Raw genomic sequence first — 22,403 nt, forward strand, 5'->3', positions numbered from 1 at the left:
CCGTCGGGAGAACCGGCGATCCTACAGCTTTCGGGCCAGGGTGAGCCCGTCGCCGAGGGGGAGCAGGACCTGGGAGACCCGGTCGTCGGCCACCAGACGGTCGTTGAAGTCGCGGATGCCCTGCACGTGGGGCGCGGTCTGCTCGGGGTCGATCACCCGCCCGTGGGAGAGGGTGTTGTCGGCCAGCAGCAGTCCGCCGGGACGGATCCGCGGGACGAGTTCCTCCCAGTAATCGAGGTAGCCGGTCTTGTCCGCGTCCAGGAACGCCAGGTCGAACCGGGTGTCCTCGGGCAGGGCGCGCAGGGACTCCAGGGCCGGTCCGATCCGCAGTTCGATCTTGTCGGAGACCCCGGCTCGCTCCCAGTAGCGGCGGGCCACCGACGTCCACTCCTCGCTGATGTCCAGCGCCAGGAGGGTGCCGTCGTCGGGAAGGCCGCGGGCGAAGCAGATGGAGGAGTAACCGGTGAACGTACCGACCTCCACCGCGTTCCGGGCCCCGGACAGCCGCGTGAGAAGGGTGGTGAACGCTCCCTGCTCGGGGCCGATCTGCATGCCCCGCTGCTGGGGGAAGAGCCGAGCGGTCTCCTCGGCCAGGTCGGCGAGGACGGGGTCGACCGGTTCGCTGTGGGCGACGACGTAGGCGTGCAGTTCCGGGGTGAGGCCTTCTGAGGTTCGAGTCACCCGCACAACCCTAGGACCCCGGCCCGGCCCAGGCCAGGACCGCGACCGGGGAGGATCAGTGCTGGGGGAGCAGGGTGGGCCAGTCGAAGAGGTAGATCGACCCGACGACGACACCGATGGTGAGCAGCGGGGTGACGACCTTCTTCTCCACGGGACCGTCGGTGACGAAGCCCCGACCCTGCCCGATGCGCTTCTTCCAGAACGGCCAGAAGATCGGGACGCCCATCTTGGTGATCATGTCGCCGAAGAAGTGCAGGATCACGCCGAAGGCGACCGCCAGGCCGAGCCAGGTGTAGTTCAGACCGGCCGCGTACAGGCCCAGGGTGATCGCCGCGGTGCCCAAGGCGTTGATGATCCCCGACGCGGCCCGGTTCTTGTCCAGACCGAAACCCAGCCCCTGGAGGGCGATACCGATGAGCAGGAACACGAACACCTGGACGGCCAACTCCGACCACAGGGCCAGGGCGGTGACCAGGACACCCATCAACGCGGCGAAGAAGAACGAGTGCGTTCCCATCCGGTGACCGCCGAAGGCCCAGTTCAGAATGTCACTGAGGACCTCGGTGACCTTCCCGTAGGTCTTGGTCACCGTCGCGCTCTTGTGGTCCACGTCGGGCAGGAGGGCCGCCCCCGCGCACACCAAGGATCCGGCGACGATTTCACCCGGGCCCAGTTCGAAACTGAGACCGAGGAATTCCTTGCCTTGGACGAGCGGAACGACCGCCATCCAACCGACCACGCCGCTCAGTGCGTGAGAGTGCCCCATCATGGCGGGAACCGTAGCGGAAGTCCTCTATTCGCCGCGAATCGGTGTTCGGGTTTCGGTCGACCGATGAAGACCCTTTCGCCACTCCGATCCCGCGAAACGACCCTGATTCCCGCCGTAGGAGTCGAATGTGTTGCGATATCCCGCCTCACCTCGGAGATGATTGACGCTCGTCACAACCTGTTGGTAGACAACCAACCACCCCCAGGTGGCCAGGCCACCACCCCACGATGAATCGACAGGGGCCGTCATGACACAGCACCCACCTCCCACCGGCGCCCTTTTTCGCCGGACGCTGGCCTCCACCGGCGCGCTGATCCTGCTCGGGGGGCTGTCCGCGGTACCCGCGGCGGCCGAAGAGTCCGACGCGAACACCCTCACCGTGGCCATCTCCCAGCAGGTGGACTCGTTCAACCCGTTCACGGCGCAGTTGGCCGTCACCACCAACATCCTCAGACACGTCTACGACAGCATCGTGACGGTCGACCCGGAGACCAACGAGCCCGCGCCCTCCCTCGCGGAGAGCTGGGACACCTCCGATGATGGTCTGACCTGGACCTTCAACCTCCGTGACGACGTCTTCTTCACCGACGGCGAGCAGCTCACCGCCGACGACGTCGCGTGGACCTTCACCACCATCATGGAGAACGACGCCGCGGCCATCGCCTCGGGCAACTACGTCGCCGGGTTCGAGGAGGTCATCGCCGAGGACGACCAGACCGTGGTCATCGAACTCGACGAGCCCCAGGCCACCATGACCGCGCTCAACGTCCCGATCGTGCCCCGGCACGTGTGGGAACCGATCGTGGAGGAGGAGGGCGAGGCCTTCTCCGACTACGCCGGCGACGACTTCCCCACGGTCGGCAGCGGACCCTTCGCCCTCACCGAGCACTCCCGAGGCGAGCACATCCGTCTGGAGGCCAACCCCGACCACTGGCGTGGCCCGGCCGGCTTCGACGAGCTGTACTTCCGTTACTACTCCGAGAAGGACGCCGCCGTCGAGGCGCTGCGCAGCGGCGAGGTCTCCTTCGTCTACGAACTGACCGACGCCCAGGTCACCTCCCTGGAGTCGACCGAGGACATCGCGGTCAACATCGCCGACGGCAAGCGGTTCCAGGCCTTCACGATCAACCCGGGCGCGGAGACCCAGGACGGTGAGGCGTTCGGCGACGGACACCCCGCGCTCCAGGACCGGACCCTGCGCCAGGCCATCGTCATGGGCATCGACAACGAGGAGATCGTCCAGCAGGGCGCCAACGGCCAGGCCGTCGCGGCCGGTGGCTACATCCCGCCGCGCTACACCGACTTCCACTGGTCGCCCGAGGGCGAGGAGGCCACCCTCGACTTCGACCCGGACGCCGCCAACGAGATGCTCGACGAGGCCGGCTACGAAAGGGGCGACGACGGGGTGCGCGTCTCACCCGACGACGACCGCCTCGAACTGCGCATGCACGTGCACTCCGACCGCCCGGACAACGTCCAGGCCGGACAGGTCATCGCCGAGCGCCTCGCCGACATCGGCATCGAGATCGACAACCAGACCGTCGACCCGGGCATCCTGAGCGACGCCCTCTACGACGCCGAGTACGACCTCATCTTCACCGGGTGGACGGTCAACCCCGACCCCGACTACGTGTTCAGCATCCACACCTGCGACGCGCTGCCGACCGAACCGGGCACCATGCAGGGCGACGCCTACTTCTGCGACGAGGAGTACGACGAGCTCTACGAGGCGCAGCTGAGCGAGTACGACCACGAGGCCCGCGCCGAGATCGTCCACCAGATGCAGGAGATCCTCTACGAGGAGGCCGTGGTCAACGTCCTGGCCTACCCGAACATCATGGAGGCCTACCGGACCGACCACATCGAGAGCATCCAGCTGGAGCCGACCGAGGGCGGCAACATCTGGGGCCAGGACGGCTACTGGGCCTGGTGGTCCGCCCAGCCCGCTGAAGGCGGATCCGACGCGAACGGCGGCGGGATCTCCACCGGGGTGGGCATCGGCATCGGCGTCGTGGTCCTCGTCCTGCTCGCCGGTGGCGCGTTCCTGTTCTTCCGCAACCGTTCCACCGTGGAGGACCGCGAGTGACGACCACGCCCATCGAGGTGGACGGACCGGACGGGGCGGGGGCCGATGGGCTCCCCGCCCCGGCGGCCCCGGGGGGAGGGCACCGGGCACGACGGGTGATCACCTACGTGGCCGGCCGCCTGATGACCGCGGTCGTGTCCCTGTTCGCCGTGATCGTCGCCGGGTTCTTCCTCTTCCGGATCCTGCCCGGCGACCCCGTCCGCGCCATGACGGAGGGACGCGAGGTCACCGCCGAACAGCGGGCGGAGCTGCGCCGCCAGTTCGGCCTCGACCAGCCCCTGTGGCGACAGTTCCTCGACTACGCCGAAGGGCTGATCCACCTCGACCTGGGTGTGTCCTTCCAGTACCGCGAACCGGTCGTGGACCTCATCCTGGAACGTCTGGGGCCGACCATCCTGCTCGCCGGTACCGGCACGGTCATCGCCGCGCTGCTCGGCCTGTTCCTGGGCTCGCGCGCCGGTTGGAGGCCGGGCGGGCGCGGCGATCGGGTCAACACCGCCGTCGCGCTGTTCTTCTGGTCGGTGCCCACCTTCTGGCTCGGCCTGCTCCTCATCGTCCTGCTGGCCTCCGGCCGCGGCTTCATGCCCGGCCTGTTCCCGACCGGCGGCATGGTCGACCCGGGCCTGACCGGCCCCGTGGAACGTGCGCTGAGCACCGCCCAGCACATGGTCCTGCCGGTCACCACGATGGTGGCGGTGATCTACGCCCAATACCTGATGATCATGCGCTCCTCCCTCATGGACGAGAAGGGGGCGGACTACCTGACCACCGCCCGCGCCAAGGGGTTGCGCGACGTCCTGGTCAGGCGCAGGCACGCCGTGCCCAACGCGCTGCTGCCCACCGTCACCCTCATCTTCCTCAACCTCGGACAGGTCGTGTCCGGGGTGATCCTGGTGGAGACGGTCTTCTCCTGGCCCGGCCTCGGCCAACTCTTCTACTCCGGCCTGGAAGTCCCCGACCTCGGCCTCGTCCAAGGTCTGTTCGTGGTCTTCGCGGCCTCGGTGATCCTCATGAACCTCCTGGCCGACCTGGTGTATCCGCTGCTCGACCCCCGGGTGCGCCCATGAGCGCCCCCACCGAACCCGCGCCCGGCACGGCGGTCTCGCCCCGCGCCCTGGCCCGGAAACGACGTCGTGAGGCCCTGGGTCGGTTCGCCCGCGACTACGCGCGCAACCGCGCCGGCCTGTTCGGCCTGGCCTCGCTGCTCACGATCGGCGTGCTCGCCCTGACCGCGCCCCTGTTCGTGGACCAGGCGCACCTGACCATCACCGGTGCGCCCGGTGACAGCTACCAGCCGCCCAGCACGGAGTTCCCGCTGGGCACCGACAACTTCGGCCGTTCGATCCTGGACCTGATCATCTGGGGCGCGCGCGTCTCGTTGACGGTCGGGCTGCTGGCCACGTTCGTCTCCGTCACCCTGGGCACCCTGGCCGGGGTGACCGCCGGTCACTTCGGCTCCTCCGGAGGGGTGGGCGGCCGAGTGGTCTCCTCGGTGATCATGCGCGTCACCGACTGGTTCCTGGTGCTGCCCACCCTGGTCCTGGCGGTGGCCCTGGCCGCGGTGCTGCCGCGCGGCACCGGCACCATCATCCTCGCGATCGGGCTCACCGTCTGGCCGCCCACCGCCCGACTGGTGCGCGCCCAGACGCTGGCGGTGGAGGCCCGACCCTACGTGGAACGCGCCCGGGCCCTGGGCGGCGGCCACGCCCACGTCATGGGCTGGCACGTGCTGCCGAACGTGATGCCGGTGGTGCTCGCCCAGACCACGCTGTTGGTGGCGACCTCGATCATCGCCGAGTCCACCCTCGCCTTCCTGGGGATGGGCGACCCCACCACCATCTCCTGGGGTGGCATCCTCCAGGCCGCACGCACCTCCGGGGCGATCAGCGCCGGGATCTGGTGGTACATCGTCCCACCCGGGCTGGCCATCGCCGTGGTCGCGCTGTCCTTCACCCTGTGCGGGCGCGCGGTCGAGTCCGTCATCAACCCACGTCTGAGGGGAGGAGCCGGGTGAGCGGCCTTCTCGACGTCCGGGACCTGCGCGTCACCTACGCTACCGGTGGGGGTGAGATCCCGGCGGTGCGCGGCGTGAACCTGTCCCTGGGCCGCGGTGACACCCTCGGTGTGGCGGGGGAGTCCGGCAGTGGCAAGTCCACCGTGGCCCTGGCGCTGCTGCGCCTGCTGCCCGCCACCGCCCGCGTCACCGGGGACATTCTGCTGGAGGGCGAGAACGTCCTGGAGATGAAGTGGGGACGCCTGCGCGCCGTGCGCTGGGTCGGTGCCTCGGTGGTCTTCCAGGGGGCCATGCACTCCCTCAACCCGGTCAAGCGGATCGGCGACCAGATCGCCGAGCCCCTCGTGCTGCACCGGACCGTGAAGTCGGACCGGGTCGCTACCCGGGTCACCGAACTCCTGGAACAGGTGGGCCTGCCGGTCTCCCGTTCCCAGGACTATCCCCACCAGTTGTCCGGGGGACAACGCCAGCGGGTGATGATCGCGATGGCCCTGGCCTGCGAGCCGCGGCTGATCATCGCCGACGAGGCCACCACCGCCCTGGACGTCATGATCCAGGCGCAGATCCTCGCGTTGCTGCGCGGGCTGGTCGAGGAGACCGGCATCGGCATGCTGATGATCAGCCACGACCTGTCCGTACTGGCCGCCACCTGTGATCGGCTCGCGGTCATGTACGCCGGTCGGATCGTGGAGGAGGGGCCGGCGCGGGACGTGGTGCACCGGCCCGCCCACCCGTACGCGAGCGCGCTCAGCGCCGCCTTCCCCAAGATCGGCGACCCCGCCTCCCGACTGGCCCCGCGCGGCCTGCCGGGCGACCCACCGGACCCGGCCGACCCACCGTCGGGCTGCGTGTTCCGACCGCGCTGCGCGGTGGCCGAGTCGGTGTGCGCCACCGTGGACCCGCCACTGTGGCCGGTCCACCCCGGCGCCGACGGGCACGCCGACCGGCACGCGGCGTGCGTGCACGTGGGGCCGGGATCACTCTCGAAGGAGAGCGAGGGCGTCGACCCGACCGGGGAGACCAGCACAGAGGAGACGAGCCGTTGAGCGCCGACACCGCCCCCCGCCCGCCCTCCGCCGACGCCGAGGCGCGGACACCGCCCGTCCTGCGGGCCGACTCCGTGGAGGTGGCCTTCACGGCCGGGTTCGCCCCCGGCGGAGGGCGGGGCACCGCCCGTGCGGTGGACGGCGTTCACCTGGACGTGGCGCCCGGGGAGATCGTGGCCCTGGTCGGGGAGTCCGGCTGTGGCAAGACCACCCTGGCCCGCACGCTCCTGGGATTGGAGCGGCCCACCGCCGGCCGGGTGTTGTTCGAGGGCGAGCCGCTGCGCTACCGCTCCCGTGACCTGCGGTCCTACCGGCGCCGAGTGCAGCTCGTGCAGCAGGACCCGATGGGTTCGCTCAATCCGAGGCGCACCGTATACGAGTCGGTGGTCGAGGGTCTTCGTGTGCACGAGGGCACCACGGTCGACGAGTCGGAACGGGTGGAACGCGCGCTGTCCCGCGCCGGTCTGCGCCCGCCCGAACGCTTCCTCTCGCGCTACCCGCACGAGCTGTCGGGGGGCCAACGCCAGCGTGTGGTGATCGCCGGAGCCCTGGTCCTGGACCCCGAGGTGCTGGTGGCCGACGAACCGGTGGCGTCCCTGGACGCCTCGGTGCGCGGCGAGATCCTGCGACTCTTGCTGGAGTTGCGCGACGAACTGGGGTTGTCCGCCCTGGTGGCCACGCACGACCTCGGCCTGGCCTGGAACATCGCGGACCGGGTGGCCGTGATGTACCTGGGACGAGTGGTGGAACTGGGCACGGTGGAGGAGGTGCTGTCCTCGCCCGCGCACCCGTACACGCGCGCCCTGCTGTCGGTGCTGCCCGACTCCGGTGTGGAGGAGGGGCCGGTGGTGCTCAGCGGTGAGCCACCGGACCCCAAGCAGGTGCCTCCGGGGTGCCGTTTCCATCCGCGCTGCCCGATCCTGGCCTCAGGGGAGGCCGAGAGGGCAGGGGTGGCCGACCGGTGCGTGAGCGTGGATCCGGCGATCCTGAGCGGCGGGGCCGAGCGTCGCGTGGCCTGCCACTGGGCGGCCGCCGACGAGTCCGGTCGCCTGCCCGAACGGGCCACCTGACCGACCGAACCACTGACCGTGGACGGCTCCGGGACTCGGGGTTCCACACCTTGTCCCCGGCCGCGAGGCCCCGGCGTCCGGGCCCGGACGTGAGGTGCGCGAGTCACCGGTGGGAGCGGTGGGACAGGTGCGGCACGAGGTCTTCGAGGTGGGCCTTGACCAGCGGGGACGTGACGTGGGCGCGGCACGGGGGCGAGCCTCCCGTTCAATGTGACTCAGATCACTTTTTGTGCGGGTAAGGCCGGCGTCGACACCTCCCGCGCGAGAAGCGTGTGGCCGGCGGGTGTGCCGACAGGATGTCGGTCCACCCGCCGGCCGCCCTCGATCCGGTTGGGGTGATCGCACATGTTCACCGTCGCGGCGCTCCGGGCAGGACCCTTGAGGTGTCACTCCGAGGGAGTCAACCCATGCCGCACATGACCACGGAAGACGTTCACGAGTACATCAACGGGATCTGTTTCAAGACCGGCCCTCCCGGCAAGGTCGGGGCCGAGACCGAATGGTTGGTCACCGACCCCGAACGTCCCACCGCACCCGTCACCATCGACCGTCTCGCGGAGCTCGTGGAGGCCTGTGGCCCCCCGCCCGCGGGAAGCCGGATCACCTTCGAACCGGGCGGCCAGATCGAGCTCAGCTCACCGGCGTTGCCGGGACTCGCCCAAGCCCACGAGGCCCTCGCCGTCGACCTGCGGCACGTCGAGAAGGCCCTCACGGGCGCCGGACTGTACCTGGCCGAGACCGCGCTCGACCCCGTACGTCCGCCCGAACGACAGCTCCGATCTCCCCGTTACACGGCGATGGAGCGTTTCTTCGACCGACACCGCCACGCCAGTGGCCGCACCATGATGTGCAGCTCCGCGTCCATCCAGGTGTGCCTGGACAACGGAGCGGACGCCGCCGACATCCGTGGGCGTTGGCGGTTCCTGCACCGTCTGGGCCCCGTCCTGGTCGCCGCCTTCGCCAACTCGGCCGTCTGGCGAGGCCACCCGACCGGCTGGAAGTCCTCCCGGTGGGCCATCTGGGCGGCCACCGACGCGACCCGCACCCGACCCGTGCTGGAACCCGGCCCCGAGACCGATCCCGCCACCGCCTGGGCCGAGTACGCCCTGGGCGCGCGGGTGATGGCCCTGCCCGAGATCCCCGGTGGGGGCGGTGCCTGGACCGCCGACCCGGGGATCACCCTGGCCGACTGGGTCGACGGGCGGGGCCCGCGTCCGGTGACCCTCGCCGACCTGGAGTTCCATCTGAGCACCCTGTTCCCGCCCATCCGCCCGCGCGGCTGGTGGGAACTGCGCATGATCGACACCGTGCCCTTGCGCTGGTGGCCGGTCCCGGTGGCGCTCGCCGCCGCCCTGACCGACGACCCACGGGCCAGGGCCATCGCGGAGGAGGCCACCGAGCGCCTGTGCCGCGGCGCCGCGCCCACTCCCACGCTGTGGCTGCGCTCCGCCCGACTGGGCCCCGAGGACGCCGATGTCGCCGCGTGCGCGAGGGCCTGCTTCGACGCCGCGACAGAGGCCCTGCCCCGCATGGGCGCGGCCGGGCTCGCCGCACTCGTCGACGAGTACGCCGACCACTACGTTCGGCGAGGGCTGTGCCCCGCCGACACCGCTCTCCAGGTGCCCGCGCCGCGACCCGCCGACTCGACGGTCACCGCGCGCCGGCACCCCGCCCACCGTGGAGGTTCGTCATGAGCCTGGAACAGGAACGCGCCAAGGAACGCATCGCCGCCGAACTCGACCACAGCAGGCGGCACAGCAGGGAACTGACCATCGATGCCCTCGACGAGGACGAACTGCTCGCCCAGCACTCCCCGTTGATGTCGCCCCTGGTCTGGGATCTGGCGCACGTGGGCAACTACGAGGAGCAGTGGCTGCTCCGTGCCGCGGGCCGCCGCGAGGCACTGCGCCCGGACATCGACGGGCTCTACGACGCCTTCGAGAACCCGCGCGCGGACCGGGTCACCCTGCCGCTGCTGCGTCCCGACGAGGCGAGCGAGTACAACGCGCGGGTGCGGCGGGAGGTCCTCGACACCCTGGACGGCGCCGACCTGTCCGTCCCCCCGCCGACACCGGGCGAGGTGACGCCCTCGGAACACTCCCTGCTCGAAGCGGGCTTCGTCTTCCACATGGTCATCCAGCACGAGTTCATGCACGGAGAGACCATGCTCGCCACCCACCAGCTGCGTCGTGGCGCTCCCGTCCTGCTGGAGAAGGCCTCCGTCCTCGGGCCGGTGAGCCCTCCACCGGCCCGAGAGGTCCTGGTCCCGGCCGGCCCCTTCACCTTGGGCACCGACGACGACCCGTGGTCCTTCGACAACGAACGCCCCGCGCGTACTGTCGACCTCCCCGCCTTCTGGATCGACACCGCCCTCGTGACCAACGCCGCCTACCAGGAGTTCATCGCCGACGGCGGCTACCGGGACCCGCGCTGGTGGAGCCCCGCCGGCCGGGAGTGGGCTCGTGCCAGGGACGCCGCGGCACCGGCCTTCTGGACCCTGGAGAACGGCCTCTGGACCCGCCGCCGCTTCGGTCGACACGAGGAGGTGCCGCCGAACGAGCCCGTCCAACACGTGAGCTACCACGAGGCCGAGGCCTACGCCCGTTGGGCGGGCAAACGGCTGCCCACCGAGGCCGAGTGGGAGAAGGCGGCCCGGTTCGACCCCGCCACCGGACGCTGCCACCGCTTCCCCTGGGGCGACGCCGAACCCGAACCACGCCACGCCAACCTCGGTCGGCGTCGGCTCGGACCCGACCCGGTGGGCACCCACGCCGACGGCGCCTCCCCGCTCGGCGTCCAACAACTCATCGGGGACGTGTGGGAGTGGACCTCCACCACCTTCCACGGTTACCCGGGGTTCCGATCCTTCCCCTACCGCGAGTACTCGGAGGTCTTCTTCGACGACGGCTACAAGGTCCTGCGCGGAGGGTCGTGGGCCACCCATCCCGCCGCCGTGCGTTCCACCTTCCGCAACTGGGACCACCCGATCCGACGACAGATCTTCAGCGGCTTTCGTTGCGCACGCGACGCGGACCGCGCCTGATGTGCCGCCACCTCGCCTACCTGGGCCCGCCGCGCACGTTGCACGAGCTGCTGTACACGGCGCCGCACTCGCTGTTCGTCCAGTCCTGGGCGCCCCGACACCAGCGGTACGGAACCGTCAACGCCGACGGGTTCGGTGTCGGTTGGTACCCGCCGGGGCCCGGGCCGGAGGCGACCGAAGGGCCCACGCCACCCCTGCGCTACCGGAGGGCCATGCCGATCTGGGGTGACTCCTCCTTCGGTGACACGGCCCGCGCCATCACCTCCGGGTGCGTGGTCGCGGCCGTGCGCGACGCCACCGTCGGCTTCGGTTCCGAGGAGTCCGGCGCCCAACCCTTCCGGGCGGACCACCTGCTGTTCAGCCACAACGGGGCGGCCAAGGACGACCACGCGCTCGCCGTGGCGCTCGGCTCGCCCCCGCTCCCGGACGCCCTGGAGGCGCGGGCGCCGGTGGACTCGGCCCCGTTGTTCGCGCACACGCTGCGGCTGTGGCGGGCCTCCGGTGATCTGCCGGGGGCCCTGGCCGCCGTGGTGCGCCGGGCCCGCGAACACTCCGAGGGTCGTTACAACCTGCTGGCCGGGGACGGCACGACGATCGTCGGCACGACCGCCGGGGACACCCTGTTCACCCTGCGTCGGCCCGGACGCGCGGAGGGGGAGGGCGACGAGGTCTTCCTGGCCTCCGAGCCCTTCGACGATGGGCGCGGCTGGCGGGAGGTCCCCGCGGAGTCCTTGGTGGTCGCCACCCGGGAACACACCGACATCCGGCCGCTCGGCTGACCGGTATGGGAAACAGGAGGCAACATGTTCCGGATCGACCGAAACCTCACCGCGGACGACCTCGACAAGGCGTTGCGCGCCGACGTCGCCGAAGGCCTCACCGCCCACCCCAAACGGCTCCCGCCCAAGTGGTTCTACGACGAACACGGCAGCGCCCTGTTCGAGGACATCACCCGGCTGCCCGAGTACTACCCCACCCGTGCCGAACGCGGCATCCTCGAACGGCGCTCGGACGAGATCGCCCGGACCGCCGACGCCGTCACCCTCATCGAGCTCGGATCCGGCTCCGGGGTCAAGACCCGGCTGCTGCTCGACGCCCTGCGCCGCCACGGTGCCCTGAAACGCTTCGTCCCCGTCGACGTCAGCGGTGACTTCCTCGCGGACTCCGCCCGACGCGTCGCCGACGAGCATCCCGACCTGGACGTACACGCCGTGGTCGGTGACTTCGAACACCACCTCGGTCTGTTGCCGGTCAACGACCACGACGGGCGTCGCCTGCTGGCCGTCCTGGGATCCACCATCGGCAACCAGGCTCCCGCCGAACGCGCCGGGTTCCTGCGCGACGTGCGCGGCGCCCTCGACCCGGGCGACACGCTCCTGCTCGGCGCCGACCTGGTCAAGGATCCGGCGCGCCTGGTCGCCGCCTACGACGACTCCCAGGGCGTCACCGCGGCCTTCGACCGCAACGTCCTCTCGGTGATCAACCGGCGACTGGGCGGGGACTTCGACCCGACGGCCTTCGACCACCTGGCCGTGTGGAACGCCGAGCACGAGTGGATCGAGATGCGCCTGCGCGCCCGCTCCCACCAGCGCGTCCGGGTGGCCGACCTCGACCTGGAGGTCGACTTCGCACCCGGAGAGGAGATGCGCACCGAGATCTCCGCCAAGTTCCGTCGTGAGGGGCTCACCGAAGAACTGGACTCGGCCGGTTTCACCCTCACCCACTGGTGGACCGACCCGGCCGGTGACTTCTCCCTCAACCTGTCCACCGTCCGCTGAACCACCCGGTGACCGCGCACCGCGCCGACACCGCGCCACGGCCCCACCACCTGGACTCCGGTACGCTCGTCCCGTGTTCAAGGTAGGAGTTTTCGGCGCCGATGGGCGCATGGGGTCAGAGGTCGTCAAAGCGGTTCAGGCCGCCGACGACATGGAACTCGTCGCGGGCGTGGACGCCGGCGACGATCGTGACGCGGTGCTGGGGGCCGACTACGTCGTCGATTTCACCCACCCCGACGTGGTGATGGACAACCTTCGGTGGTTGATCGACAACGGCATCCACGCCGTCGTCGGCACCAGCGGCTTCGACGAGACGAAGCTGGCGAGCGTCCGCGAGGCGCAGGCCGCGAAACCGGGTGCGAAGGTGCTCATCGCCCCGAACTTCGGCATCGCCGCGGTGCTGATGATGCACTTCGCGAAGAAGGCCGCGCCCTACTTCGACTCCACCGAGATCATCGAGCTGCACCACCCGAACAAGGCCGACGCGCCCAGCGGTACGGCCTACCGGACCGCCGAGCTGGTCGCCGAGGCCCGCCGCGAGGCCGGCACCGCGCCGATGCCGGACGCCACCACCTCCGAGATCCCGGGCGCCCGCGGCGCCGACGTGGAGGGCGTCCGCGTCCACGCGCTGCGCATCCAGGGCCTGATCGCCCACCAGGAAGTGGTCTTCGGCACCGACGGCGAGACCCTGAAGATCCGCCACGACTCGATGAACCGCACCTCGTTCATGCCGGGTGTCCTGCTCGGCGTACGTCGAGCAGCGGACCTGCCCGACCCCCTGACGCTGGGCCTGGAGCCCCTCCTGGGCCTGGAGTAGCCACAGCCGTTCCGAAGGGGGCCGCCCGGTGGGCGGCCCCCTTCACGTGTGTTCAGGCGCCGCGGCGGCAGGTGTAGAAGAGCTGGACCTCGGGTCGGGCGTCGGGGTCCTTCGGTTCGAAGGTGACCACGCGCTCGTCCTCGATGACCAGACCGGCGTTGGTGACCACCTCGCGCAGCTCGTCGCGGGGATATCCCGACACGCGGATCGCCGAACCCAGGAACGGGATCGGTTCGTCGTCGAGGTCGGTCTCCACCATGGACAGGCACAGCAGACCGCCCGGACCCAGGGAGGCGCGCACGCGGCCCAGGGCCTGGGCGATGCGGTCCTTGGGCAGGCACAGCAGCGAGAAGAACGCCACGATGGCGTCGTAGGAGGTTTCGACCGGGTCCAGGTCCATGATGTCGGCCTGGCGGAACTCGGCCCCCGGAACGTTCTCGCGGGCCAACTCCAGCATGCGTTCGGAGATCTCGAAACCGGTCACCCGGGCACCGGCGTTGACCAGCTGGAGGGCGGTCGGCAACCCGGTGCCCGAACCCAGGTCCAGGACGTGCGCCCCCTGGGGGAGGGAGTCCAAGAGTCGACGGACGCAGTCCTCCTGACCCTCCTTGTTCGGGAACGCCTCCTCGTAGCGTTCCCCGATGGCGTCGAAGGCCTCGGCCTGCTCGGCGCGTCGTTCGGCCCACGCTACGGGGTCCGGGGCGAGGTCACGTTGGTCTGTGTGGTCACTCGGCACGGCGGTGGTCTCTCCCTGGTAATGCGGGTTGGGAGGCGAATCCTAACCGGACATGTGTCCAATGTGGTGAACGTTCAGATCCGCCCTGGCAGAACGGGGTGTCCGTCCTCCAGGTAGACCGGTCCACCGGAGTGGTCGTCCACGTGGACACCGGCGATCATCCGGCGAGCCGAACGACCGACCAGGTACTCCTCCAGCTTCTCCGGCGGCACCCAGGCCCATCCGGACAGCTCCTCCTCGGGCAGGACGAACTCCTCCGAGGAGACCTCCACCCGGAACAACCAGTGCAGGGCCGGGGTGCGCGGTGGTGCGGGCGGCGCCCAGTCGGTCACCAACAGGGCCCGGGGCGACGCGGGCACCCCGAGTTCCTCGGCGAGCTCACGAAGACAGGCGGTCAGCGGAGACTCGCCCGCCTCCATCATCCCGCCGGGGATGCCCCATGGCCGATCGGGCGCGTACACCCGCCGTACCAGCAGCACGTCGCCCTCGGCCGAACGGATGAGCGCCCCCGCCGAGCCACGAGTGGCCGGCAGGGACGCGAAGAAGTCCTCTTCGCTCAGTTCCCTCACCCGAACGACTATAGGCCCGCACTATCCCAGGAGCAGGGCGACGGAGAACAACGCCCCGAAGACCATCTGCAGTTTCCCGGTCTCGCCCAGCCCCAGGACCAGGTCGCGGCCGACCTGGCCGCCCAGCACCCGGCGCAGCGGCGGCACGGCCAGGGGCGCCGCCGGCAGCACCAACAGCACCCACCAGGACAGCGGCAGCAGGGCCAACGCGAACACGAACGAGCCGACGATCATCCCCGCGTACATACGGCGGGTGCCGGTCTCGCCCAGACGCACCGCCAGGGTGATCTTCCCGGTCTCCCGGTCGGTGGGGATGTCGCGCAGGTTGTTGATCACCAGCACCGAGCAGGACAGCAACCCGACCGGTACCGACGCCACCCACGCCTGCCAGGGGGCCGCCTCCAACTGCACGAACACGGTGCCCACCACGGCCACCACGCCGAAGAACACGAACACCGAGACCTCGCCCAGACCCCTGTATCCATAGGGGGTGCGACCACCGGTGTAGTACCAGGCGGCGGCGATCGCGGCCACACCGATCAACAGCAGCCACCACGAGGTGGTCGCCACCAGCACCAGCCCCACCAGACCGGCGAACGCGAAGCTCCCCAGCGCCGCCGACAGGACCCGTCGAGGCGTGGCCAGGCCGGAGGCGGTCAACCGGGTGGGCCCGGTCCGCTCCTCGGTGTCGGTGCCCTTCACCCCGTCGCTGTAGTCGTTGGCGAAGTTCACCCCCACCTGCAGGGCCATCGACACCACCAACGCCAGGAGCGCCTTCCACCAGACGAACCCGTCCAGGGCGAAGGCCAGCGCGGTGCCCACCGCCACCGGCACGATCGAGTTCGGTAGCGTGCGGGGGCGCAGCCCCGAGACCCATTCACTGACCGTGGCCACGCGCCGGTCCTCCAGTTTCCACACAGTGGCGCTTCTTGGCGCGCCGCAACGACCACCCCACGGTAGTCCCTGCTCGAAGCGGGCCCGAACGCTACTCGGAGATGGCCGCGTGCAGCCGCACCATGGACACCAGTCGGCCCATGTCGATCTCCCGGCGGGCACCGTCGGCGCGCCACCCCGAAGCCTCCACGAACGACCTCAGCGCGTTGTCCTCCTCCGGGGTCCACACCTGCACCGTGCCGAACCCGCCCTCCACCAGGTGGTCCACGCACGCGTTCAGCAGTCGGCTGCCGTGCCCTTGACGGGTCCGCTCGGGGTCCACGTGCAGGGCGAACAGTTCGGCGTCCTTGGCCGGCCACAGGTCGGGATCGCCGGCCGGGCCGAACGCGGCGAATCCCACAACCGTGCGTTCCCCGTCCACCTCGTCGGTGGCCACCACCAACCGGTGCTTGGAGGTGGGGGGCGACTCCAACGCCGTCGTCCACTGCTCCCGAAAACTCTCCCGGGCCTGGTCACCCGACATCTCCTCGGTCACCTCGGCGGGCAACAACCCCCCGTACAGCGCACGCCACGACGCCACCTGAAGGTCCACCACCGTGTCCACGTCGGCGGCACGGGCGGGACGGACGAACTGCGCACTGGACACGAAGGGCCTCCTCTGGGGGCCATACCCGAAACAAGTGGATGCCGGAGTTTCCGGAGCTTGCCCGAGCATGGGAACATCTATGGTGTGAGCCTCATTATCAGAGTTATCGTGAACGCGCTCGCCCTTTGGGCGGCTGTATTCCTGATCGACGGCATCGAGATCCAGACCGACGACACCGTCGGTCAGATCGTCGTCTACCTGATCGTCGGTGCGATCTTCGGCGTGATCAACGCCGTCATCAAACCGATCGTCAAAACGGTCGGCTGCCTGTTCTACGCCCTGACCCTGGGTCTGATCGGGTTGGTCGTGAACGCGCTGCTGTTCATGCTCACCGGGTGGATCGCCGGACTCTTCGAGCTGCCCTTCCACATCGACGGCTTCTGGCCCGCCTTCTGGGGCGCCATCGTCGTCACCATCGTGAGCTGGCTGCTCAGCATGTTCCTCCCCGACGGCAAGGACGACTGACCCCGGTACGTTCGCCACCTTTCGAATACGGTGGTCTCCGGGTCCCGCCCGAGTGGCGAGGGCCCGGGCCGGGTAGGTTCACACTTCCGGGCCTCACACACCGGCGACGGTCCCTCACCTCGACAGACGAGGACGGGGACCGAACCGGATCACGCTCCCGACACTCATAGGAGCGACACAGACTTTCCCGCGTCCGGCCCCTCACGGCCGATCGCGGTGGCGGACGCACAGCGCCGCCTCACCCGTGCACGGAGGAAAGCACCCGACACGGGACGCATCAGCTGATCGCGCAACACATGGAGAGGAGGAGGGGCACACGAGGGTCCGACCGCCTCACGGCCACGGACCCGAGGGCCTTTCACACACGATGATGGAGAACAAGTACCGGCCGTTCGGCAAGATGCTGACCGCCATGGTCACCCCGATGCTCGAAGACGGCGAGCTCGACTACGACGGCGCCGCCAGACTCGCCACCTACCTGGTGGACGAGCAGCACAACGACGGCCTGATCATCAGCGGCACCACCGGTGAGTCGCCCACGACCAGCGACGAGGAGAAGGACCGCCTGCTCCGCAGCGTCGTCGAGGCGGTCGGTGACCGCGCCCAGATCGTCGCGGGGGTGGGCACCAACGACACCCGCCACAGCGTCAGACTGGCCAAGGCCGCCGAGAAGGCGGGCGCGCACGGCCTCCTGGCCGTCACGCCCTACTACAACAAGCCTCCGCAGGAAGGGCTGATCCGGCACTTCACCGAGATCGCCGACACCACCGAACTGCCGGTGATGCTCTACGACATCCCGCACCGCACCGGGACGCCGATCGCCTCCGAGACCCTGGTCCGGCTGGCCGAGCACCCGCGCATCGTCGCCAACAAGGACGCCAAGGACAACGTCGGCGCCAGCTCCTGGGTCATGGAGCGCACCGACCTGGCCTACTACTGCGGAACCGACATCCTGAACCTGCCGCTGCTGTCGGTGGGAGCCGCCGGTTTCGTCAGTGTCGTCGGCCACATCGTGGGCGCCGACCTCAAGGACATGATCGACGCGTTCGAGAAGGGCGAGGTCGGTCAGGCACTGGCCATCCACCGCCGCCTCACCCCGGTCTACACCGGCATGTTCCGCACTCAGGGCGTCATCACCACCAAGGCCGTCCTCAACCTCTTCGGTCTTCCCTCCGGGCCGGTGCGCACCCCGCTCGCCGACGCCTCCGCCGAGCTCCAGGCCCTCCTTCGCGAGGACCTGGCCGCGGCCGGGGTCAAGGGCCCGATCGGGCTCGCCCCGCACCAGGCGGTTCCGGCCAGCGCCGTCCGCGTCGAACGTCTCACGGAGGGTTCCGTATGAGTCACCCGCATCCCGAGCTCGGCCCGCCCCCGCCCCAGGGCGAAGGCGTTCTGAGAATCGTCCCGTTGGGCGGTCTCGGAGAGATCGGTCGCAACATGACCGTCTTCGAGTACGCGGGTCGACTCCTCATCGTCGACTGCGGCGTGCTCTTCCCCGAGGAGGAGCAGCCCGGCGTCGACCTGATCCTGCCGGACTTCGACTACATCCGGGATCGCCTGGACGACATCGAGGCCATCGTGCTCACCCACGGGCACGAGGACCACATCGGTGGTGTGCCGTTCCTGCTGCGCGAGCGCGCGGACATCCCGATCGTCGGCTCCAAGCTCACCCTGGCGCTGATCAGCGCCAAGCTGGGGGAGCACCGCATCAAGCCGGAGACGGTCCTGGTAGAGGAAGGGGAGCGGCACGACTTCGGCCCCTTCGACCTGGAGTTCTTCGCGGTCAACCACTCCATCCCGGACGCGCTGGCCGTCGGCATCCGCACCCCCGGCGGGTCGGTGCTGCACACCGGTGACTTCAAGATGGACCAGCTGCCGCTGGACAGCCGCCTCACCGACCTGGCCGGGTTCGCCCGGTTCGGCGACGAGGGCGTCGACATCCTGCTGTCGGACTCCACCAACGCCGAACAGCCCGGGTTCGTCGTCAACGAGCGCAACCTGACCGAGGCCATCGACAAGGTGTTCCGGCAGGCCAAGAAGCGCATCGTCGTGGCCTGTTTCGCCTCGCACGTGCACCGCGTCCAGCAGGTCATCGACTCGGCGACCCAGCACGGCCGCAAGATCGCGTTCGTGGGCCGCTCCATGGTCCGCAACATGAACATCGCGCGCGACCTGGGCTACCTGAGCATCCCCGGCGACACCATCGTCGACGTCAAGCAGCTCGACAAGATGCCCGCGGACGAGGTCGTGCTGATCTGCACCGGCTCCCAGGGCGAGCCCATGGCGGCGCTGAGCCGCATGGCCAGCCGGGACCACCAGATCCGCATCGAGGAGGGCGACACCATCCTGCTCGCCTCGTCGCTCATCCCGGGCAACGAGAACTCGGTCAACCGGGTCATCAACGGCCTGACCCGCTGGGGCGCCAAGGTCGTGCACAAGGGCAACGCCCTCGTGCACGTGTCCGGCCACGCCTCCGCCGGCGAGCTGCTGTACGTGCTCAACATGGTGCGCCCGCGCAACTTCATGCCGGTGCACGGCGAGTGGCGGCACATGCGCGCCCACGCCGACCTGGCCAAGCTCACGGGTGTGCCGAGCGACCGTATCGTCATCGCCGAGGACGGCGTGGTGGTCGACGTGTACAAGAACCGCGCCAAGATCGTGGGCGCCGTACAGGCCGGCTACGTGTACGTGGACGGCTCCTCGGTCGGCGACGTCACCGACGCCGCGCTCAAGGACCGCCGCATCCTCGGCGAGGAGGGCTTCATCTCCGTCGTCGTCGCGGTGGACTCGGGCTCGGGCAAGATCCTCGGCGACCCCGAGATCCACACCCGGGGCGCGGGCATGGGCGCGGAGGCCTATGACGACGTCATCGACAAGATCCAGGACGCCCTGGACAAGGCGGCCGCCGACGGGGTCAACGACCCACACCAGCTGCGGCAGCTCATCCGCCGCAGCACCGGCCGCTGGGTGAACGAGACGTACCGCCGTCGTCCCATGATCATCCCGGTCCTGGTCGAGGTCTGACCGGCAGCAGACGATCCACCGAACGGCCCGGAGCGCGACCAGCGTCCCGGGCCGTTCTCTCTGAGGCGGCGCGCTCTCCTTCGAAGGGACGACACGCCGGGGGAGTGTTCGTGCCTCGGGCTGGACGGCTTAGTAGGCTTCCCGCCGTGCCGGGACGCTGTGTCCGGGCCCCCGAGTTCGACCCCGTCCCCGTGGAGGTGACCCCCGATGGCCACGCGTGCCTCCTCTGGTGGTGCCGGGCGCAAGAAGCCCGCCGCGCGCAAGCCCGCGGCCAAGAAACGCATGCCGGACGGGCCCATCGCCTACGTGGTGGCCCTCTTCGGTCAGTTCCTGCTGGTCCTGTGGAAACTCATCGCCCACACGGTGGGCGGCGCGGCCCGCGCGGTCGGCCGTAGCGCCCGTGATCTGGACCCCGACCTGCGCCGGGACGGCGTCGGACTGGTCCTGCTGGCCCTGGGCATCCTGGTGGCCGCCGCCGTGTGGTGGCAGAGCGACGGCCCCCTGCTGGAAGCCACCCGAATGGTGGTCGTCGGCGGCGTCGGCGCCTTCTCACCGATCCTGCCCCTGCTGTTCCTGCCCCTGGCCATCAAACTGATGCGCACGCCCAGCACCGCCAAGGAGGGCGACGCGGGCCGGCTCTTCATCGGGGTCACCTCGATCATGCTCGGTCTGCTCGGGCTCATCCACATCGCCCACGGCATCCCGCAGCCCGCCGACGGCATGGAGGGCGTCCAGAACGCCGGCGGCATCATCGGGTTCGTGGCCTCGGGCCCGCTCAGCTCGGTGGTCACCCCCTGGCTCACCGGCCTGTTGTTGGCCCTGGTCCTGATCTTCGGTGTCCTCGTGGTCACCGCGACCCCCATACGGCGTATCCCCGACCGACTCCAGACCCTGTTCAACGCCTTGATGGAACGCGACCCCGGGCCGGACGCGGGCATCGGGATCCTGGGCGCCGAGGCGGAGAAGAAGCCCGCCAGGTCGCGCAAGCGCAAGGCCGCGCCCGCCGACAACGAGACGGTCGCCGGCGACCACGAACGTCCCTACGACACACCCGTGGTCTCCGAGGCCGCCGGGACGATCGCCCCGGCCCTCACCGACGAGGAGGAGGCGGCCGCCCAGGCGGAGAAGGCGCCCCCCAAGAAGAAGGCCAAGGCCAAGGCCAAGACCACGGCCCCCGACCCCACGCCGGCGCCCGTCACCACCGAGCAGCTCTCCATCCCCTCCCGCGTGGTCGAGGGCGACTACGAACTGCCGATCACCACCCTGCTCAAGCCCGGATCCGCGCCCAAGGAGCGGACCAAGGCCAACGACGACGTCGTGGCGGCCCTGTCCGGGGTCATGGAGCAGTTCAAGATCGACGCCGAGGTCACCGGGTTCACCCGTGGGCCGACGGTCACCCGTTACGAGATCGAGCTCGGTCCCGCGGTGAAGGTCGAGAAGGTCACCGCCCTGTCCAAGAACATCTCCCTGGCGGTCAAGAGCGCCGACGTGCGTATCCAGTCGCCCATCCCCGGTAAGTCCGCGATCGGTGTGGAGATCCCCAACACCGACAAGGACATAGTGAGTCTGGGCGACGTGCTCCGCTCCGCGGCGGCCACCTCCGACGACCACCCGATGCTGGTCGGGCTGGGCAAGGACGTGGAGGGCTCCAACGTCGTGGCCAACCTGGCCAAGATGCCGCACGTGCTGGTCGCGGGCGCCACCGGCGCCGGTAAGTCCACCTGCATCAACGGGCTCATCACCTCGCTGATGATGCGCGCCACGCCCGACGAGGTACGCATGATCCTGGTCGACCCCAAGCGGGTCGAGCTCACCATGTACGAGGGCATCCCGCACCTGATCACCCCCATCATCACCAGCCCGAAGAAGGCCGCCGAGGCACTCCAATGGGTGGTGGGGGAGATGGACCGCCGCTACGACGACCTGGCCGCGTCCGGTTACCGGCACATCGACGACTTCAACGCAGCCGTGCGCACCGGCGAGCTCACGGCCCCGCTCGGCAGCGAACGCCGGTACGAGGCCTACCCCTACCTGCTGGTCATCGTCGACGAGCTCGCCGACCTGATGATGGTCGCCCCGCGCGACGTCGAGGACTCGGTCGTGCGTATCACCCAGCTGGCCCGGGCCGCCGGCATCCACCTGGTCCTGGCCACCCAGCGGCCCAGCGTCGACGTCGTCACCGGTCTGATCAAGGCCAACGTCCCCTCCCGGTTGGCGTTCGCCACCTCCAGCCTCGCCGACAGTCGGGTCATCCTCGACCAGCCCGGCGCGGAGAAGCTCGTCGGCAAGGGCGACGCCCTGTTCCTGCCGATGGGCGCGGGCAAACCCATCCGATTGCAGAACGCGTGGGTCGCCGAGAAGGAGATCCGCGGGATCGTCGACCACTGCAAGAAGCAGGCCGAGCCGAGCTACCGCGAGGACGTCGCCACCGAGGCCGTCAAGAAGAAGGAGATCGACGAGGACATCGGCGACGACATGGACGTGCTGTTGCAGGCCGTCGAGCTGGTGGTGACCACCCAGTTCGGGTCCACGTCGATGCTGCAGCGCAAGCTCCGGGTCGGCTTCGCCAAGGCGGGCCGGCTCATGGACCTCATGGAGAGCCGCGACGTGGTCGGCCCCAGCGAGGGTTCCAAGGCTCGTGACGTCCTCGTGCAGGCCGACGATCTGGCCGCCGTGCTGACCGACATTCGCGGCGGCTGAACCCTCCCCCGACACGCTCACGCCGTCCGGGTCGCCCGATTTGGTGCGATCTTGGAGACGGCATGGGG

Annotated in this window: 20 protein-coding genes; 14 read left to right on the forward strand and 6 right to left on the reverse strand. The window is 69.9% G+C overall.

The features are described 5' to 3' along the window. Positions 1-21 precede the first annotated feature (21 nt). Together ACWGKS_RS00905 and ACWGKS_RS00910 are read right to left on the reverse strand one after the other, a co-directional pair. On the reverse strand, positions 22-681 hold the full coding sequence (locus ACWGKS_RS00905) for an O-methyltransferase (RefSeq protein WP_358508960.1): 660 nt from the start codon (positions 679-681) through the stop codon (positions 22-24). A 55-nt stretch (positions 682-736) separates the two neighbouring features. Then, positions 737-1,450 (reverse strand): metal-dependent hydrolase, encoded by a 714-nt coding sequence (locus tag ACWGKS_RS00910; RefSeq protein WP_358508962.1) that lies wholly within the window; start codon positions 1,448-1,450, stop codon positions 737-739. A 247-nt stretch (positions 1,451-1,697) separates the two neighbouring features. On the opposite strand from ACWGKS_RS00910, the gene ACWGKS_RS00915 reads away from it, so the two are divergent. The 10 genes from ACWGKS_RS00915 to dapB all read left to right on the forward strand — a co-directional run bounded on the left by ACWGKS_RS00915 (position 1,698) and on the right by dapB (position 13,304). Beyond that, the gene (locus tag ACWGKS_RS00915) at positions 1,698-3,536 is read left to right on the forward strand and encodes an ABC transporter substrate-binding protein (RefSeq protein ID WP_358508964.1); all 1,839 of its coding nucleotides are present in this window, start codon (positions 1,698-1,700) and stop codon (positions 3,534-3,536) included. Continuing rightward, positions 3,533-4,603 carry an ABC transporter permease gene (locus ACWGKS_RS00920; protein ID WP_358508966.1) on the forward strand — a complete coding sequence of 357 codons (1,071 nt, stop codon included), beginning with the start codon at positions 3,533-3,535 and terminating at the stop codon, positions 4,601-4,603. Before ACWGKS_RS00915 ends, ACWGKS_RS00920 begins: the two co-directional genes overlap by 4 nt. Continuing rightward, on the forward strand, positions 4,600-5,550 hold the full coding sequence (locus ACWGKS_RS00925) for an ABC transporter permease (RefSeq protein WP_358508968.1): 951 nt from the start codon (positions 4,600-4,602) through the stop codon (positions 5,548-5,550). The genes ACWGKS_RS00920 and ACWGKS_RS00925 overlap by 4 nt, the downstream gene beginning before the upstream one ends. After that, complete coding sequence (locus tag ACWGKS_RS00930) at positions 5,547-6,596, forward strand: ABC transporter ATP-binding protein (RefSeq protein WP_358508970.1); 1,050 nt, start codon at positions 5,547-5,549, stop codon at positions 6,594-6,596. Before ACWGKS_RS00925 ends, ACWGKS_RS00930 begins: the two co-directional genes overlap by 4 nt. Beyond that, complete coding sequence (locus ACWGKS_RS00935) at positions 6,593-7,666, forward strand: ABC transporter ATP-binding protein (RefSeq protein ID WP_358508971.1); 1,074 nt, start codon at positions 6,593-6,595, stop codon at positions 7,664-7,666. Before ACWGKS_RS00930 ends, ACWGKS_RS00935 begins: the two co-directional genes overlap by 4 nt. Positions 7,667-8,073: 407 nt before the next feature. Continuing rightward, a complete protein-coding gene (gene egtA, locus ACWGKS_RS00940) occupies positions 8,074-9,360 on the forward strand; it encodes an ergothioneine biosynthesis glutamate--cysteine ligase EgtA (RefSeq protein ID WP_358508973.1) in 1,287 nt (428 codons plus the stop codon). Continuing rightward, complete coding sequence (egtB, locus tag ACWGKS_RS00945; protein ID WP_358508975.1) at positions 9,357-10,709, forward strand: ergothioneine biosynthesis protein EgtB; 1,353 nt, start codon at positions 9,357-9,359, stop codon at positions 10,707-10,709. The genes egtA and egtB overlap by 4 nt, the downstream gene beginning before the upstream one ends. Then, positions 10,709-11,488: an ergothioneine biosynthesis protein EgtC gene (gene egtC, locus ACWGKS_RS00950; protein WP_358508977.1), complete on the forward strand. Its 780-nt coding sequence runs from the start codon at positions 10,709-10,711 to the stop codon at positions 11,486-11,488. Before egtB ends, egtC begins: the two co-directional genes overlap by 1 nt. Before the next feature lie 24 nt (positions 11,489-11,512). Beyond that, positions 11,513-12,487 (forward strand): L-histidine N(alpha)-methyltransferase, encoded by a 975-nt coding sequence (gene egtD, locus ACWGKS_RS00955; protein WP_358508978.1) that lies wholly within the window; start codon positions 11,513-11,515, stop codon positions 12,485-12,487. 73 nt (positions 12,488-12,560) lie between these two features. Next, the gene (gene dapB / locus ACWGKS_RS00960; protein WP_358508980.1) at positions 12,561-13,304 is read left to right on the forward strand and encodes a 4-hydroxy-tetrahydrodipicolinate reductase; all 744 of its coding nucleotides are present in this window, start codon (positions 12,561-12,563) and stop codon (positions 13,302-13,304) included. Between the two features lie 52 nt (positions 13,305-13,356). On the opposite strand, the gene ACWGKS_RS00965 is transcribed toward dapB, so the two are convergent. The 4 genes from ACWGKS_RS00965 to ACWGKS_RS00980 all read right to left on the reverse strand — a co-directional run bounded on the left by ACWGKS_RS00965 (position 13,357) and on the right by ACWGKS_RS00980 (position 16,149). Next, complete coding sequence (locus ACWGKS_RS00965) at positions 13,357-14,040, reverse strand: class I SAM-dependent DNA methyltransferase (protein WP_358508981.1); 684 nt, start codon at positions 14,038-14,040, stop codon at positions 13,357-13,359. A 74-nt stretch (positions 14,041-14,114) separates the two neighbouring features. Next, positions 14,115-14,609: an NUDIX hydrolase gene (locus tag ACWGKS_RS00970; protein ID WP_358508983.1), complete on the reverse strand. Its 495-nt coding sequence runs from the start codon at positions 14,607-14,609 to the stop codon at positions 14,115-14,117. A 21-nt stretch (positions 14,610-14,630) separates the two neighbouring features. Then, positions 14,631-15,503, reverse strand: a complete 873-nt coding sequence (locus tag ACWGKS_RS00975; RefSeq protein ID WP_358508985.1) for a 1,4-dihydroxy-2-naphthoate polyprenyltransferase — start codon at positions 15,501-15,503, stop codon at positions 14,631-14,633. Positions 15,504-15,594: 91 nt separating this feature from the next. Further along, complete coding sequence (locus tag ACWGKS_RS00980) at positions 15,595-16,149, reverse strand: GNAT family N-acetyltransferase (protein ID WP_358508987.1); 555 nt, start codon at positions 16,147-16,149, stop codon at positions 15,595-15,597. Between the two features lie 84 nt (positions 16,150-16,233). On the opposite strand from ACWGKS_RS00980, the gene ACWGKS_RS00985 reads away from it, so the two are divergent. The 4 genes from ACWGKS_RS00985 (at position 16,234) to ACWGKS_RS01000 (ending at position 22,335) form a co-directional block, all read left to right on the forward strand. Further along, positions 16,234-16,614 carry a phage holin family protein gene (locus ACWGKS_RS00985; RefSeq protein WP_304069661.1) on the forward strand — a complete coding sequence of 127 codons (381 nt, stop codon included), beginning with the start codon at positions 16,234-16,236 and terminating at the stop codon, positions 16,612-16,614. 367 nt (positions 16,615-16,981) lie between these two features. Continuing rightward, positions 16,982-17,953 (forward strand): 4-hydroxy-tetrahydrodipicolinate synthase, encoded by a 972-nt coding sequence (dapA, locus tag ACWGKS_RS00990; protein ID WP_358508989.1) that lies wholly within the window; start codon positions 16,982-16,984, stop codon positions 17,951-17,953. After that, positions 17,950-19,635 carry a ribonuclease J gene (locus ACWGKS_RS00995; protein ID WP_358508991.1) on the forward strand — a complete coding sequence of 562 codons (1,686 nt, stop codon included), beginning with the start codon at positions 17,950-17,952 and terminating at the stop codon, positions 19,633-19,635. Before dapA ends, ACWGKS_RS00995 begins: the two co-directional genes overlap by 4 nt. A gap of 207 nt (positions 19,636-19,842) precedes the next feature. Next, positions 19,843-22,335 carry a DNA translocase FtsK gene (locus ACWGKS_RS01000; protein ID WP_358508993.1) on the forward strand — a complete coding sequence of 831 codons (2,493 nt, stop codon included), beginning with the start codon at positions 19,843-19,845 and terminating at the stop codon, positions 22,333-22,335. Positions 22,336-22,403: the final 68 nt, after the last annotated feature.

This window comes from Nocardiopsis sp. NPDC055879 (assembly GCF_053615935.1).

What these genes read in the sequence shown, in the direction of transcription:
- ACWGKS_RS00910 (WP_358508962.1), bottom strand. Translation starts at nt 1,450, where the DNA reads ATGATGGGGCACTCTCACGCACTGAGCGGCGTGGTCGGTTGGATGGCG.
- ACWGKS_RS00915 (WP_358508964.1), top strand. Translation starts at nt 1,698, where the DNA reads ATGACACAGCACCCACCTCCCACCGGCGCCCTTTTTCGCCGGACGCTG.
- ACWGKS_RS00925 (WP_358508968.1), top strand. Translation starts at nt 4,600, where the DNA reads ATGAGCGCCCCCACCGAACCCGCGCCCGGCACGGCGGTCTCGCCCCGC.
- egtA (WP_358508973.1), top strand. Translation starts at nt 8,074, where the DNA reads ATGCCGCACATGACCACGGAAGACGTTCACGAGTACATCAACGGGATC.
- egtB (WP_358508975.1), top strand. Translation starts at nt 9,357, where the DNA reads ATGAGCCTGGAACAGGAACGCGCCAAGGAACGCATCGCCGCCGAACTC.
- egtC (WP_358508977.1), top strand. Translation starts at nt 10,709, where the DNA reads ATGTGCCGCCACCTCGCCTACCTGGGCCCGCCGCGCACGTTGCACGAG.
- egtD (WP_358508978.1), top strand. Translation starts at nt 11,513, where the DNA reads ATGTTCCGGATCGACCGAAACCTCACCGCGGACGACCTCGACAAGGCG.
- dapA (WP_358508989.1), top strand. Translation starts at nt 16,982, where the DNA reads ATGATGGAGAACAAGTACCGGCCGTTCGGCAAGATGCTGACCGCCATG.
- ACWGKS_RS00995 (WP_358508991.1), top strand. Translation starts at nt 17,950, where the DNA reads ATGAGTCACCCGCATCCCGAGCTCGGCCCGCCCCCGCCCCAGGGCGAA.
- ACWGKS_RS01000 (WP_358508993.1), top strand. Translation starts at nt 19,843, where the DNA reads ATGGCCACGCGTGCCTCCTCTGGTGGTGCCGGGCGCAAGAAGCCCGCC.